The 14,113-nt window shown below is 65.3% G+C and carries 12 protein-coding genes and 4 tRNA genes; 8 read left to right on the top strand and 8 right to left on the bottom strand.

The window, feature by feature from the left end; all coding sequences use genetic code 11:
* Window positions 1-229 precede the first annotated feature (229 nt).
* Window positions 230-646: a hypothetical protein gene (locus EYF70_RS15850; protein WP_131146274.1), complete on the top strand. Its 417-nt coding sequence runs from the start codon at window positions 230-232 to the stop codon at window positions 644-646.
* 218 nt (window positions 647-864) lie between these two features.
* On the opposite strand, the gene EYF70_RS15845 is transcribed toward EYF70_RS15850, so the two are convergent.
* The 3 genes from EYF70_RS15845 to EYF70_RS15835 all read right to left on the bottom strand — a co-directional run bounded on the left by EYF70_RS15845 (window position 865) and on the right by EYF70_RS15835 (window position 6,117).
* Window positions 865-1,857 carry a diguanylate cyclase domain-containing protein gene (locus EYF70_RS15845; RefSeq protein WP_131146273.1) on the bottom strand — a complete coding sequence of 331 codons (993 nt, stop codon included), beginning with the start codon at window positions 1,855-1,857 and terminating at the stop codon, window positions 865-867.
* Between the two features lie 291 nt (window positions 1,858-2,148).
* The gene (locus EYF70_RS15840) at window positions 2,149-5,190 is read right to left on the bottom strand and encodes a hybrid sensor histidine kinase/response regulator (RefSeq protein WP_229420408.1); all 3,042 of its coding nucleotides are present in this window, start codon (window positions 5,188-5,190) and stop codon (window positions 2,149-2,151) included.
* A gap of 114 nt (window positions 5,191-5,304) precedes the next feature.
* Window positions 5,305-6,117, bottom strand: coding sequence for a response regulator (locus tag EYF70_RS15835; protein ID WP_131146272.1), 813 nt, complete (start codon window positions 6,115-6,117; stop codon window positions 5,305-5,307).
* Window positions 6,118-6,388: 271 nt separating this feature from the next.
* Between EYF70_RS15835 and EYF70_RS15830 the strand changes: the two genes are divergently transcribed.
* The 4 genes from EYF70_RS15830 to EYF70_RS15815 all read left to right on the top strand — a co-directional run bounded on the left by EYF70_RS15830 (window position 6,389) and on the right by EYF70_RS15815 (window position 6,974).
* A tRNA-Arg gene (locus tag EYF70_RS15830) sits at window positions 6,389-6,465 on the top strand.
* A gap of 129 nt (window positions 6,466-6,594) precedes the next feature.
* A tRNA-Arg gene (locus tag EYF70_RS15825) sits at window positions 6,595-6,671 on the top strand.
* Between the two features lie 71 nt (window positions 6,672-6,742).
* Window positions 6,743-6,819: transfer RNA gene (locus EYF70_RS15820), tRNA-Arg, on the top strand.
* A 78-nt stretch (window positions 6,820-6,897) separates the two neighbouring features.
* A tRNA-Arg gene (locus tag EYF70_RS15815) sits at window positions 6,898-6,974 on the top strand.
* 129 nt (window positions 6,975-7,103) lie between these two features.
* On the opposite strand, the gene EYF70_RS15810 is transcribed toward EYF70_RS15815, so the two are convergent.
* From EYF70_RS15810 to EYF70_RS15790, 5 genes are all read right to left on the bottom strand, one after another.
* A complete protein-coding gene (locus tag EYF70_RS15810) occupies window positions 7,104-7,598 on the bottom strand; it encodes a GyrI-like domain-containing protein (protein ID WP_165497685.1) in 495 nt (164 codons plus the stop codon).
* A 339-nt stretch (window positions 7,599-7,937) separates the two neighbouring features.
* Complete coding sequence (locus tag EYF70_RS15805; RefSeq protein ID WP_131146270.1) at window positions 7,938-8,396, bottom strand: ankyrin repeat domain-containing protein; 459 nt, start codon at window positions 8,394-8,396, stop codon at window positions 7,938-7,940.
* A gap of 109 nt (window positions 8,397-8,505) precedes the next feature.
* Entirely contained in the window at window positions 8,506-9,360 is an 855-nt protein-coding gene (gene bla, locus EYF70_RS15800; protein ID WP_131146269.1) for a class A beta-lactamase, read from the bottom strand.
* A gap of 150 nt (window positions 9,361-9,510) precedes the next feature.
* The gene (locus EYF70_RS15795) at window positions 9,511-10,473 is read right to left on the bottom strand and encodes a D-2-hydroxyacid dehydrogenase (RefSeq protein ID WP_131146268.1); all 963 of its coding nucleotides are present in this window, start codon (window positions 10,471-10,473) and stop codon (window positions 9,511-9,513) included.
* Window positions 10,470-11,411 (bottom strand): LysR family transcriptional regulator, encoded by a 942-nt coding sequence (locus EYF70_RS15790; protein WP_218943679.1) that lies wholly within the window; start codon window positions 11,409-11,411, stop codon window positions 10,470-10,472. Before EYF70_RS15790 ends, EYF70_RS15795 begins: the two co-directional genes overlap by 4 nt.
* 204 nt (window positions 11,412-11,615) lie before the next feature.
* On the opposite strand from EYF70_RS15790, the gene EYF70_RS15785 reads away from it, so the two are divergent.
* From EYF70_RS15785 to EYF70_RS15775, 3 genes are all read left to right on the top strand, one after another.
* Window positions 11,616-11,813 carry a hypothetical protein gene (locus EYF70_RS15785; protein ID WP_131146267.1) on the top strand — a complete coding sequence of 66 codons (198 nt, stop codon included), beginning with the start codon at window positions 11,616-11,618 and terminating at the stop codon, window positions 11,811-11,813.
* Between the two features lie 5 nt (window positions 11,814-11,818).
* Window positions 11,819-12,679 (top strand): alpha/beta hydrolase, encoded by an 861-nt coding sequence (locus tag EYF70_RS15780; RefSeq protein ID WP_131149129.1) that lies wholly within the window; start codon window positions 11,819-11,821, stop codon window positions 12,677-12,679.
* A 205-nt stretch (window positions 12,680-12,884) separates the two neighbouring features.
* Window positions 12,885-14,087 carry an efflux RND transporter periplasmic adaptor subunit gene (locus tag EYF70_RS15775; RefSeq protein WP_131146266.1) on the top strand — a complete coding sequence of 401 codons (1,203 nt, stop codon included), beginning with the start codon at window positions 12,885-12,887 and terminating at the stop codon, window positions 14,085-14,087.
* Window positions 14,088-14,113: the final 26 nt, after the last annotated feature.

The following is a 14,113-nucleotide window of genomic DNA, read 5'->3' as shown; positions in this document are numbered from 1 at the left end:
CACGGTTCGGTGAAATGCACTCGGTGAAATGCACTGGTTGGATGCACTGATGAAATTGATTCTGTTAGACAAACATCTGGTCGATCATAACAACAGCCCCTCGCGCTGTCAAAAGTCCTGCGGGCAACAGGACGGACGCCGAATTGTTCGATTGCGCACATACATGGCCAGGATGGCATGCAATAGTGAAAGCACTGAATGAGCAATCAAAAAACGAAAGGATACGATCATGAATATCGATACCGTCGTCGGTAAAGATTATCTGGGCAAATGCTTCCGCGAACTGGCCGATGCGCCGATCAGCGCGCTGAACGGTGTCGGTGACGAGGGCGCCCAGGCCCTGCAGCAAGCCTTCGGTGTGACCACCGTGCGCGAGCTGGCCAACCTGAATTTCATCAAGTGGGCCTCCGCCATCGCCACCCTGGCGGCCGAGGAGCAGATGCTGCCGCAGGAAAAAGCCAAGGAAGAACTGCTCGACGACGCTGTCGAAATGACGTTCCCCGCCAGCGATCCGATCTCGGTCGATGCCGGCATCACCCGCATCGAGGTCTCGCCGGACAAGGTGGATGCGCATTCCGATCACCAGCACGCCAACAAGGTCGAGGAATGCACGGCCACCGGCCGCGAGAAGGAAACCGCCCAGTAAATTCCGCCCCGCCCGCCAATGGCGGGCCGCTACCCCGGCTGGTTTCGCCATGCCTGGACGACAGCCGCCTGTTTCCGTTCTCGGAAGCAGGCGGCTATTTGCGCTTGGCTATTTTCGTTTGTAGGGCTTGCGGCCGGGTCGGAATACTGCCGAGGACTGCCGAAACGGCTAGATGCCAGAGGCGTATGCCGTCGATCAGCCGCACCGTCCGGGGCGGCTTATACCGTCGTCGCCACGATCTTGTGCTGGTGCGGCGGCGCGGCGGCGGCGGCCAGCGCCGTGCTGCCCGGCGCCGAGCATACGCGGTTCTTGCCGGAGCGCTTGGCATCGTACAGGGCGTTGTCGGCCGCATGGATCAGGTCGCCCACCGATTCCGCATCGTCCGGGAACAGCGCGATGCCGATCGACGTGGACAGGCGCAGCGTGACGCCGTTGACCTGGTAGGGTTCGGACACGACGTCGATCAGTTTCGATGCCGGTTCGCGCGCGTCGTTCAGGCCGCTCACGTCGCCCAGCACGATGACGAATTCGTCGCCGCCCACCCGCGCCACGGTGTCTTCCTTGCGCGAGGAGCCGACCAGCCGCTGGGCGACCAGTTTCAGGATCTCGTCGCCGTACGCGTGGCCGTGGGTATCGTTGATGGGCTTGAAACCGTCGAGGTCGAGATACATCACGGCCGCCTTGCGCTGGTGGCGCAGGGCGTGCTGGACGGTGGTCTCGATGCGGTCTTCCAGCAGGCGGCGGTTCGGCAGGCCCGTCAGCGGATCGTGCAGTGCCAGTTCCTGCTGGCGCTTGCTGTACTGCGCCAGTTCCTTGTAGAGCAGGCGCACTTCCAGCATGTTATGGATGCGCTTGTGCACTTCGAGCAGGTCGAACGGCTTGCTGATGAAGTCGCGCGCACCCGCTTCCAGCGCGGCGATCTTGAAGCTCGGCTGGGCCGTCAGCGCCAGCACGGGCAGGTAGCCTTCCTGTTCGATTTCCTTCAGGCCCTTCATGACCTGGAAGCCGTTCAGCCCCGGCATCTGCAGGTCCAGCAGGATCAGATCGTAGTTGTGTTGCCGGTGCAGGGCGCACACCTGGTCGGGCAACATGGTGGCCGTGACGTTGGCGTAGCCGGCTTCGCGGAGGATCTCGAGCATGAGATCGACGTTATCCGCGCAGTCATCTACGACCAGTATCTTGGCATTCAGGATCTCATCCGGGCTGGGCATAATTGTCTCGCAATACTGGGCTCCGGCAATTTTTCGGCCGGGCAGAAAACTCAGTGTAGCGCCGAAGAATTTGCTGCGGCGCACGTAAAGGAAAATTCTTATCCTGAGGAAGAATTTTCACCCTTCGCAGTGTAGCAAACCCCCGACATGTTTCTTGTAGGAATTTGCCGCGTCATGCGGTAGGACACATTTTCTGGATTATAAATTACTTAATACATATCGAGTATTTTCTTGAGCAAACGTGTGGCATGCGCACACTTCAGTTGTACATATGCGAAAAATGCATATGGATCAGGAGGACAGGCCGCGGCGCCGGGCAGCCGCCAGCGCCACCGCCGCTACCAGCTCCGGCGGCTCCACCGGCTTGGCGATGTGGTCGGTGAAACCGGCCGCGAGCGTGCGCAGCCGGTCTTCGGAACGGGCGAACGCGGTGAGGGCGATGGCGGGGACGTTGCCGCCCGCATCCGGGCCCAGTGCGCGCACCCGGGCCAGCAGTTCGAAGCCATCCATTTCCGGCATGCCGATATCGGACAGCAGCAGGTCGGGAATCCAGCGCGGCAGCAGCGACAGGGCCGCCGACGCGCTGTCGGCGGTGACGACATCGGCATTGCAGTCCGACAGCACGCGCTTGATCAGCTCGCGCGTGTCCGGTTCATCGTCGACGATCAGGACGCGCAGGCCGCCCAGGTCGCGCAAGTCATCGGCGACCGGGTCGCGCGGTTCGCCATCGGGCAGGCCGCTGGGCGGCGCGGGGCGGGCAGGGCGTTCGGCGCCGGGCACGCGCGCCGCCAGCGGCAGCCGCACGGTGAAGGTGGCGCCGCGGCCTTCGCCGGCGCTGTCCGCCGCCACGGTGCCGCCATGCTGCTCGACCAGGTGCTTGACGATCGACAGGCCCAGCCCGAGCCCGCCGTGGCGCCGCGTGGACGAGGCATCGGCCTGGCGGAAATGCTCGAACACGTGGGCCAGGAAGCCGGCGCCGATGCCGATGCCGGTGTCGGCCACCACCAGTTCGGCCTGCCCATCCACTTCGCGCACGCCGATCCGCACCGTGCCATCCTGCGGCGTGAACTTGATCGCGTTCGACAGCAGGTTCCAGATCACCTGCTGCAGGCGGCCGGCGTCCGCCGCCACCAGCCCGCAAGGCTGGAAGTCCCGCTCGATACGCACCTTCCTGGCCGCCGCCGCCGGCCGCACGGTTTCGATCGCCGCTTCGGCGACGGCGGCGGGAGGGATCGCCTCGATGTCCAGCAGCACCTTGCCCGACATGATGCGGCTCATGTCCAGCAAGTCCTCGATCAGCTGGGCCTGGGCGCGGGCATTGCGCTCGATGGTCTGCAAGCCTTTCTGCAGGTCCGCCTCGCCGCGCCCGCCGCGCCGCAAGACCTGCGACCAGCCGAGGATCGCCGTCAGCGGCGTGCGCAGTTCGTGCGACAGCGTGGCGAGGAATTCATCCTTCATCTGGCTGGTGCGCTCGGCCTCGGCGCGGGCGCTGCGTTCGCTGTCGAGCAAGGCGATGCGTTCCTCGGCGGCCCGGCGCGCCGCTTCGTTCAGGCGTGCATTGTCGATCGCCACGCCGGCCTGGGCGGCGATGCCGCCGATGATCCGTTCGGTGCGCTCGCTGAACATGGCCGGTTCCGGGTGGCCGAACAGCAGCGTGCCGATGACGCTGCCGTCGCGCGACATCACAGGCGCCGCCAGGTAGCTGCGCAACAGCGCCGCCAGTTCGGCCGGCAGCGCCGGTGCGCATTCCGGGTGGCGCAGCAGGTCGCCGCAGCGGGTGATCGCCGTGCCGCGCAGCGTGTCGCCGAACAGCGCGGCCGCATGGCTCCGCGTCAGGTTGTCGAACAGCGGCGGCACCCGGCCGGACAGGGTGAATGGCGTGAGCGCATCGCTGCCGTGGCCTTCGTCCTCCGTTTCCCCGGCCGCGGCATCGCGCGCGCCCTTGTAGATGAAGGCGCCGAAGCGCGCGCCGCTGATCCGCGTGGCGGCATCGGTGACTTCCTGCAGCAGCGGCTGCAGGTCGCGGTGCCGGGCCAGCGCGTTGCCGGTACTGTTCAGCAGTTCCAGCACGGCCGTTTCATCGCGCAGCGCTTCCTGCGCGCGCTTGACCTGGTCGACGTCGGTGCTGGTGCCGAACCAGCGCAGCGTGCGGCCGTCCGCGCCGCGCACCGGGTTGGCGCGGGTCAGGAACCAGCGGTATTCGCCGTCCACGCCGCGGATCGGGAATTCCATTTCAAACGGCCGGCCCGATTCGATGGCCCGCTTCCAGTGCTGCGTCATCGCCGGGATGCACTCGGGGTCGTAGACCTGGCTCCAGGCGTCGCCGCGCAGGGCGTCGCTCGTCAGGCCCGTGTATTCGAACCAGCGGCGGTTATACCAGGTCATGCGGCCATCGTGGTGGGCGATCCAGGCCAGTTGCGGGATCGAATCGGCCAGCGCGCGCAACTGCTCTTCGCTGTCCTTCAGGGCCTCTTCGGCGGCGCGGCGTGCCGTGATGTCCTGCACCATGCCGGTCATGCCGAGCAGGCGGTCGCCCTCGCCGTAATTGCCGTGGCCGACCACGGACAGCCAGCGCGGCGTGCCGCCCGTGCCGTTACCGGCCTCGACGCGGCATTCGATATCGAAGTCGCGCTGGGCCAGGTAGGCATCGACAAATACCTGCCGTGCGGCGGCGCGGTCTTCCGGCACGATGCGTTCCTGCAGGGCCTGCCAGCTGATCGGCGTGCCCTCGGGCAGTTCGAAAATCTCGGCGGCGCGGCGGCCCAGCGTGACGATGTCGGTGGCGGCATCCCAGGTCCAGTCGCCCAGCCGGCCGGCGGCCATGGCCACCTGCAGGCGGTTGCTGCTTTCGCGCAGTGCCCGTTCATCGCGCTTGCGCCCGTCGATATCGAGCAGCGTGCACGTCAGTCCCTGCGGCGACGGCGATACCCGCACCTCCAGCCAGCGGCGGCAGGGCGCGTGGAACAGCTCGCAGGCGGCGGCAGTGCGGTCGGCCATGGCCTGGCGCAGCCAGGTCTCCAGCGCGGTGCCGGGCAAGCCGGGGAAGGCCTGCCACAGGTCGCGGCCGGCAAGGTTGGCGGTGCGCTCAGTGGTACCTTCAGTGGTACCTTCATTGTTATCTTCAGTGGTACCCTCGGCGGTACCCAGCAATCCTGCGGCGCGGGCGTTGATGTAGGTGATCGTCCAGTCCCGGTCGACGATGGCCAGTCCGTCGGCAATGCTGTCCAGCACGTCGCTTGTCCAGGCGCGGGTGCGGCGCAACTCTTCCTGCGCATCCAGCATGGCGCGCAGGAGGTCGGCTTCGGAAGGGGCAGCGCCGTTGGCGAGGATCATCGTGGATGGTTCAGGAGGATTGGTTTTGCCGGCCGCCCGTGCGGGCGCCGCTGCGGATTGTAGCGCTGTGCTCCGCCTTGTGCCCGCACCGTTGGCCCATCGGCGCGGTGCCGGTCAGGTCCGTGGAATACGTTCAAGGATGGCTTGCAGCTGTTCGATATCGTACGGTTTCTGGATCGCGTCGGCGGGGAACTCGAGTTGCTGCGTCAGCGTGCCGCTGTAGCCGGAAGCAAAGATCACATGCAGGCCCGGCCGCAGCGCCACGGCGCGGCGGGCAGCCTCGACCCCGGAGATGCCGGGCAGGCTGACATCGGTAAACAGCACGTCGTACTCATGCTCGTCGATGTATTGCAGCGCGCGCTCGCCATCGGCCACCGCGTCGACTTCGTGGCCGATGGCGCGCAGCATTTCGCAGACCAGGTATTGCGCATCGAGATTGTCTTCCACGACCAGCATCTTCAGTGCGCGCGATGCAGCCGGCGCGGCCGCCGCGCTGGGCGGTGCCAGCGTGCACAGCACGCCGAGCACGGCGCCGTCGCCATCGCGCAGCGGCGTGTAGTACAGGTCGAAGCGCTGCTCGCTGACGCCATCGGCGCGCCACATCTGGAGCGCCTGGCCGGGGAAGGCCAGCGACTCGCCCTGCCAGGCCTGTTCCAGCGCACCCGGGTTCCAGCTCCAGGCGGATGGCTGCATCGCCGGGATGCGGCCACCGGGCGGTTGCGTGGGCAGGCCGGACAATGCCGTATAGGCGCCATTGAGCAGCATCACCTGCTGCCGTCCCCACATCACCAGCGTGGGCAGCGGCGAGTTCAGCATGAGGTCGGCCGCCACGCGCAGTGTCACCGGCCAGCCGTCCGGATGGCCCACGTCGGTACGGGACCAGTCGACTTCCAGCGAGGACAGGTTGTTCGTGGCGCAGGCAATCATGCAGGGGTCTCCATGGTTGTGTGGTGAAGTGGAGGCATGCTACACCAAACCGCCGCCGGGGGCGGCCCTGCCTGGCGCTGGACAAATGGAAAACTTCTCCCTATAATCCTGCCTCCTTCGCAACGAACGCTGCGAAGGGCGGCGGAAGACCAGGCCATTGCGGCACGTGGAAAGCGAGCGTCGTACGAGAGCATTGTACGAAAATGCACTGTACGAAAAATCAAGCTTTCCCAACCGTAATGAGTTGTGTAAAATGCCGGTGCAGTAAATTGCGGCTGTAGCTCAGCTGGATAGAGTACTTGGCTACGAACCAAGGGGTCGTGGGTTCGATTCCTGCCAGCCGCACCAGATTTTTGTACCGTCGGCCGGAAGGCCGGCGGGAGAAGTAAAAGAAGATCACAGCAGGCGTGCGCTTGGCGTTGCGCCGGTTGTTATAATGCAGTAAGAATATGCATTGTAGAAGTTGAAGCGTTTTTTGCGGCTGTAGCTCAGCTGGATAGAGTACTTGGCTACGAACCAAGGGGTCGTGGGTTCGATTCCTGCCAGCCGCACCAGTTTTACCGATGGATGGAAGTCCGTCGTTTCGCAGGGGTCTCCTTGCGGAAGTAGTTTAGTGAGAAGTTTTGCGGCTGTAGCTCAGCTGGATAGAGTACTTGGCTACGAACCAAGGGGTCGTGGGTTCGATTCCTGCCAGCCGCACCAGTTTTGCCGATGGATGAAAGTCCGTCACGCCGCAAGGGTCGCCTGGCGGGAAGTAAGAAGTTTTAGTTGGAAGTTTTTGCGGCTGTAGCTCAGCTGGATAGAGTACTTGGCTACGAACCAAGGGGTCGTGGGTTCGATTCCTGCCAGCCGCACCAGATGTGAAGAAGGGACCGGAGCAATCCGGTCCTTTTTTTTCGTCGGTAGCCCTGGTTCCCGGATTCCGTGCATTGCCATCCCGGTCGATGCCGCTCTCTCGCGCGGTGGCTGCGGCAGCGTGCGTACGCTCAGCCGCGCACCTGGATGGCCACTTCGAACGACCATCGGCGCTGGTCCGGCTCGGCTTCGGTATCGGTCAGGAAGGTTTCGTACCTCGCCTGGAACACCTCGCCGTTCTCCGATACGTGGGCGATGGGCTGCTCTCCCTGCGCGGCGATCCAGTCGAGCAGCTGCGTGTTGGCCTCCACGCCGTTCTCCACCCCTGTGTACACCGCCGTGGCGTAACGACCAGCCGGCAGCACCTGGCTTTCCACCTCGCCCGCGGCGTTCTGCGCATGCTCCGTCGGAATGCCGAGCTCCACGTCCATGCGTTCCGGCATGTCGATGACGTGGAAGCGCAGGAAGGGCCGGCTCGCCGGGCGCACATGGTGGGAGTCCAGCCATTTGGACACGGTGGCCAGCATCGCGGGGATTTCCCGGTCGAAGTCGCGCATGGCCATGACCTGTCGGGTTCCCACATAGTGCCGCTCGGGCCGCAGCTCGATTTTTGGTTGGTTGTCCATGCCTGTTCTCCTTTCAACCGCCGGCGTGGCGGCACGCATGTCGAAGCTGTTCGTGAAGATCGGGATGTCCGCCCCGCGTCAGGTCGAAGCGGTCACAGGACGCGTCGAGTGTGCCATTTGCGCGAGTGGCCACGGCATCGGTCAGCGGGTCGTTGGCCGCACCCACGGCAGATCGCATCGGGCCAGTTCGCTTATATCAGTTCACTATAGGGGGACTATTTGCTGTGGCAAGGCAAACTCGCTCGAGGGGCGAGATGTCGGGGAACGCGTTCTCAGGTTGGCCGTGCTCAACCTGATCGATTCACCGACTGATGGGATGCGCAATTGCGCTCGACTGTTTCAAGCAAGCAAGCGGCAATCCGATTCAGGCCTGCAGCGATCGCCACCTTGAAGCATGAGTACCACCACTGATGTAGCGTTGTATGCTCGAGCGATATCGCACGCCGTGTCACCCTGGTGTGTCTTCGCGCCGGTATCCGCGCCGTGGGTCAGCAGCCATTGAATAGCCGCCGTTGCCTCATCCCCGGGCGATCCGCCACGCTGTATCGTGTTATCAATGGAAGCATCGACAGCGATGTGTAGAGCAGTAAATCCATGGTGATAAGCCCGATTGACGTCGGCCCCATGTGCGACCAGCAGTTCGAGGGCACACACGTCGTCGAGCGCAGCAGCAATCATCAGCGGCGACTCGCCAAGCCTGTTGGGTTCATTCGCGTCGGCCCCAAGGCCCAACAGTGCTTCAGCCTGCTGGATATTGCCATCGCCGATCGCTCGCGTAAGTGCAGTTTCAGCTTCCATACAGATGTCCGCAAGACCCGTCGCTGCTTGCCGATGGCAGCGGTCGCAATGACCCAGTATAGCATTTTGTTGCATTCAGGACATATCAGGACCGTTCCACCGGGTTCCCTCAGGCCCCCAGCCCCAGCGCGCCCCGCGCCGCGGCAACCACAATATCGTCGCGGTTATCGCCATCCTTCTCCGCCAGGTGCGTGAAGATCACGACCACCAGCGGTGCGCGGCCGGGCGGGTAGACGATGCCGATATCGTTCGTCACGCCATACGCGCCCGTGCCGGTCTTGTCGCCCACCTGCCAGCCGGCCGGCACCGCGGCGCGGATGCGCTTGCCGCCGGTGGTATTGCCCAGCAGCCAGTCCTTCAGCTGCTGCCGCTGCGGCGCCGGCAGGGCATCGCCGATCACCAGTTTTTCCAGCGTGCGCGCCATCGCCCACGGCGTCGTCGTGTCCCGGTCATCGCCCGGGATGGCGGTATTGAGTTCGGTTTCCCACCGGTCCAGGCGGAACTGCGTGTCGCCGAGGCCGCGCATGAACGCCGTCAGGCCGGCCGGGCCGCCCAGTTCCTTCATCAGCGCGTTGGCGGCGGTGTTGTCGCTGTATTGCACGGTGGCCGCGCACAGGTCCGCCACCGTCATGCCGGTGTCGACATGCTTGCCGGTGATGGGCGAATGGGACACCAGGTCGGCCTTTGCATAACGCAGGCGGCGAGCGAGGAAGCCCGGTTCGCGGGCCTCGCGCGCCAGCGCCTGGGCAGCCAGGACGGCCTTGAACGTGCTGCACATGGGGAAGCGTTCACCCAGGCGGTGGCCGGTGGTCTTGCCGGTGGCGGTGTCGATGACGGCCACGCCGAGGCGGCCACGCAAGTCGCGCTCGACGTCGGAAAAACCGGTGGGGGCGGACAGCGCGAGCGAAGGCGCGAACGGTGCGGCGGCGGCCGCGAGCAGCAGGGTACGGCGGGTGATGGTCATGAGGCTCCCGAGGATGATTGGTTCGGGAACGATTGTAGGCGCGGCACCCGGGCCGCACCATGGCCGGCGAACCCGCCGGCCGGGCATTTCATCCCATCATCGGCACCGCGGGCCGGCGCCGGCATGGGCGCGCTGGCGCGCACGGTGCCGTCAAGCCACCCGGTTAACCGGTTCGCCCCGCGCGAACGCTTCGATATTGCCGGTCAGCTGGTCCGCCAGGCCCTGCATCGCCTCGTGGCTGGCCCAGGCGTTGTGTGGCGTGAGGATGAAATTCGGCAGCCGGAGGCGCAGCAACGGGTTGCCGGGCACGGGCGGTTCCTGCGTCAGCACGTCGAAGCCGGCACCGGCGATCACGCCGCGCGCCAGCGCATCGGCCAGCGCCGCTTCGTCGACCAGGCCGCCGCGGGCGGTATTGATCAGCAGCGACGTCGGCTTCATGCGCGCCAGTTCCGCGGCGCCGATCATGTTGCGGGTGGCATCGGTGAGCGGCGCATGCAGTGACAGCACGTCCGACGTCGCCAGCAGTTCGTCGAAGTCCACGTTGACCACGTTCGCATCCTGCACCGGCGTGCGCGTGTGCACGGCGATTTCCATGCCGAACGCGCGGCCGATCTGCGCGACCTGCCTGCCCAGGGCGCCGTAGCCGAACAGGCCAAGGCGGCTGCCATGCAGGTCGCGGATCGGGTGGTCGAACAGGCAGAAGCGCGGCGCCGCCTCCCATTTGCCCGCTTCGACGTCGGCGCGATAGGCGACCAGGTTGCGGCGCAGCGCCAGGATCAGCGCGAAGGTGTGTTCCGGCACCGCCGCGAAGGCGTAGCCGCGGATGTTCGACACCACGATGCCCCGTTCGCGCGCGGCGGCCAGGTCGACGATGTCGGTGCCCGTGGCGGCCACCGCGATCATTCGCAGCTTCGGCAGCCGCGCCAGCGTGTCCGCGCGCAAAGGCACCTTGTTCGTGATGGCGATCGTCGCATCGGCCAGCCTTTCGGCCGCCTCGGCCCCGGTGCTGGCGGGGTATTCGGCCCAGGCGTGGTCGAAGGCGGGGCGGCGCACGTCGGCGATCACGCTGTCGCGGTCGAGGAAAACGATGGAATGGGATGCAACGGAATTCAAGCGGCCTCCTGTAATGGATGGGCGGGACTGCGCACGCGCATGCCCGGGTGGTTGGCAAACAGTTCGGCGACCCACTCGACGAACACGCGCACCTTGGCGGACAGGTGGCGGTTCTGCGGATACACGATGTGGACCGGCAGCGGATCGGTCGTCCAGTCGGACAGCAGTTGCACCATGCGCCCGGTGCGCACGTGCTCCAGCAGCAGGTAATCGGTCATCTGGATGACGCCCAGGCCGGCCAGGCCCGCCTGGATGTACGCGTTCGAGTCGTTCAGCGCGATCACGCCGGGCATCGGGATCTGGATGCGTTCGCCGTCCTTGGTGAAGTCCCAGTCATAGATCTTGCCCGTCTTGGCCGAAAAATAGTTCACGCAGCGATGCCGTTCCAGCTCGCGCGGGTGCTGCGGCGCGCCGTACTTCGCCAGGTACGCCGGCGCAGCGCAGGTGACGAAATGGATGATGCCGATGCGCCGTGCGATCAGCGTGGAGTCGCCCAGCGCGCCGCCGCGCACCGCGCAGTCGACGCCTTCCTCGATCAGGTCCACCGGGCGGTCCGAGCTGCCCAGTTCCAGCTGGATGTCCGGGTAGCGCTCGAAGAACGCGGGCAGGGCGGGCACCAGGATCTCGCTGGCCAGCCCGGTCGGCGACTCCACCCGCAGCCGGCCGCTGGGCGACAGGCGGGTGCGCGACAGCGATTCTTCCGCATCCTTCACGTCGGACAGGATGCGCAGGCAGCGTTCGTAGTAGGCGGCGCCGTCGGCCGTCACGCTCACCTGGCGCGTGGTCCGGTGCAGCAACTTGACTGAAAGTGATGTTTCCAGCTGCTGGATCAGGGTAGAGACAGTGGCTTTGGGCAACTGCATGAGGTCGGCCGCGCGCGAAAACCCGCCCGCATCCACGACCTGCACGAACACTTCCATCGCCTGTAATTTATTCACGATTCGCCTCCAAGACGCCAATTCCATTGCAAGGCAAGTATCGGGGTGCGCACCCGTCACGAAACTGTCATTGTTCGGATCCATGAACAATCAATTCGTCAATCCCGTATTTATCAGATTGTAGTTCAAGCCTATCATTACTGCACTGCATCAAAGAAACATCCGCCGCGCATCCGCGGCGGCAAGGTCAACGAAAGGCTCATCATGGAACTCCGGAACATCCTCGTCATCGTGGCAATCGCCCTGTATGCGCTGGCCATGGCCGGCATCGTCAGCACCGACGCCTACTCGCAGGCGGCGAGCGCCGAGGCGCGCGGCCTGCATGCGCTGATGGCCGAGGTCCGTTCCGGCGCCGGCACCGGCGCCATGCTGGCCGATGCGCCGCAGGCGGTGGCGCGATGAGCAACATGCAGGGCATCGTGCCGGTGGCCGCCGATCTGGTGCGGCGCGACATGGAGGTGTCCGGCGCCGAAGGCCCGCTGCCGGCGCGCCTCTACCTGGCCGGGGTGCCGGCCACGAAGCGCGATACGCTGGTGGTGTTCTTCCATGGCGGCGGCTTCGTGGGCGGCTCGATCGACGAGGCGGACGATTTCCTGGCGCACCTGGTCAGCGCGGACCGCGCCCAGGTGGCGCTGTCGGCCGGCTACACGCTGGCGTCCGTGAAGCCTTTCCCTGCCGCCGTGGAAGATGCCCATGCCCTGCTGCTGTGGGCCAAGAAGAACAAGTCGAAACTGTCGTGGAACGGCAAGCGCCTGGTGGTGGCCGGCATCGAGGCGGGTGCCAACCTGGCCGCCGTGGTCTCGCTGATGTCGCGCGACCGGGGCGGCCCGCCGCTGGCCGGGCAGGTGCTGATCATGCCGATGCTCGACCCGGCGCTGTCCACCTGCTCGATGCGTGAAATGCCGGTCTGCCGCGACAAGGCGGCCATCGCCGACAAGGTGGCCGACACCTGCGCCGCCGGCTACCGCGGCTATCTGCCGAACGCCGCGGACCGCAGCCACCCGTATGCGTCGCCACTGCAGTCGTCGCGGCTGAAGAACTTGCCGCCGGCCTTGATCCTGTCGGCCGAGGACGACCCATTGCGCGACGAGGCTGAACAATACGGGGCAAAACTGATCAAGTGCGGCATCACCACTACGGTCAAACGGCTGCCGCCGCCACCGCTCGAACAGCCGGGCGGGCGAAACGACTGCGCCTGTGTCTTTGCGTTGACTGAAATTGCCGCGTTCATCCGCGGTGTCGATGGGACGGAGACCCCACCAGCCTGAAGGATATATAAATAAAAACGTTTACTTATCGTCGGGCTGGCGATATAGTGAAATGATCAATTTCCAGTAACTAACAGTAAAAATCAGTAAAAATTCAGTAAAAACGCGCTGAAGAGCGTGGTGGGCCCGCTTTTGCTCCAACTTTGGCGAGTGAACGGCGGTGACGCTAGGTTATTACTATTTTTCATACAAAAAGGGGTTAACAATGAAAAACACGAAACCATTGTCCGCATTTGCGCGACCGATCGTGCTGGCGCTGGCAGCTGCCGGCCTGGCGATCACGCTGGCCGGCTGCGAAGATGCCACCGGCAAGACGGCCGAGGCACCCGCGGCCGCCGGCGGCCCGCCCATCTCCGCAGCGCTGGTGATTGAAAAGCCGGTGGCGGAAACCCAGGAGTTCTCCGGCCGCCTGGAAGCCATCGACCGGGTGGAAATCCGCTCGCGCGTTTCCGGCTTCATCACCGCCGTGAACTTCAAGCCGGGCAGCGAAGTGAAGAAGGGCGACGTGCTGTTCGTGATCGATCCCCGCCCGTACCAGGCGGAAGCCGATCGTGCCGCGGCCGCCGCCGCATCGGCCCGCGCCCGTGCCGAGCTGGCCCGCCTGGAACTGACCCGCGCCGAGCGCCTGCTGGCCGACAAGGCCATCGCGCAGCGCGAATTCGACGAGCGCGCATCAAGCCAGAAGGAACTGGAAGCCAGCGCCCGCGCCGCGCAGGCCCAGTCCGAAGCGGCCAAGCTGAACCTGTCGTACACCCGCGTGACGTCGCCGATCGATGGCCGCGTGTCGAAGGCCGAGATCACGCTGGGCAACCTGGTCGATGCCTCCGCCGTGCTGACGTCCGTCGTGTCGATGGACAAGATCTACGCCAGCTTCGATGGCGACGAGGACACCTACCTGCGCGTGGGCGCGCAAAACCACAAGGGCGAGCCGGTGCTCGTGAAAGTGGGCCTGGCCAACGAGGAAGGCTTCCCGCACGAAGGCAAGCTGGAATTCGTCGACAACCAGCTCGACACCCAGACCGGCTCCGTGCGCATGCGCGCCACGTTCGACAACAAGGACCGCGCCCTGGTGCCGGGCCTGTTCGCCCGCGTGCAGCTGGGCGGCGGCAGCGCCATCCGCAATGCGGTGCTGATCAACGACCGCGCCGTGGGCACCGACCAGAACCGCAAGTTCGTGTTCGTGGTGGGCGCCGACAACAAGGCCGAATACCGCGCCGTGAAACTGGGCCCCACCGTCGACGGCTTGCGCGTCGTGAAGGAAGGCCTGAAGGTCAACGAGAAGATCGTCGTCAACGGCCTGCAGCGCGTGCGCCCCGGCGCGCCCGTCACCCCGCAACTCGTGCCGATGGATGCGGAAGTGGCCAAGGCGCAGGACAACAAGAAGGATGCCAAGGTGGCCGCGCTGTAAGGCGCCGCCTGGCTAAAACCAAGGAA

Origin of the sequence: Pseudoduganella albidiflava (assembly GCF_004322755.1) — a bacterium.
Taxonomy (GTDB): Bacteria; Pseudomonadota; Gammaproteobacteria; order Burkholderiales; family Burkholderiaceae_D; genus Rugamonas; species Rugamonas albidiflava.
Note: the sequence above shows the minus strand (reverse complement) of the source record. Positions and strands in the feature narration are given on the sequence as shown.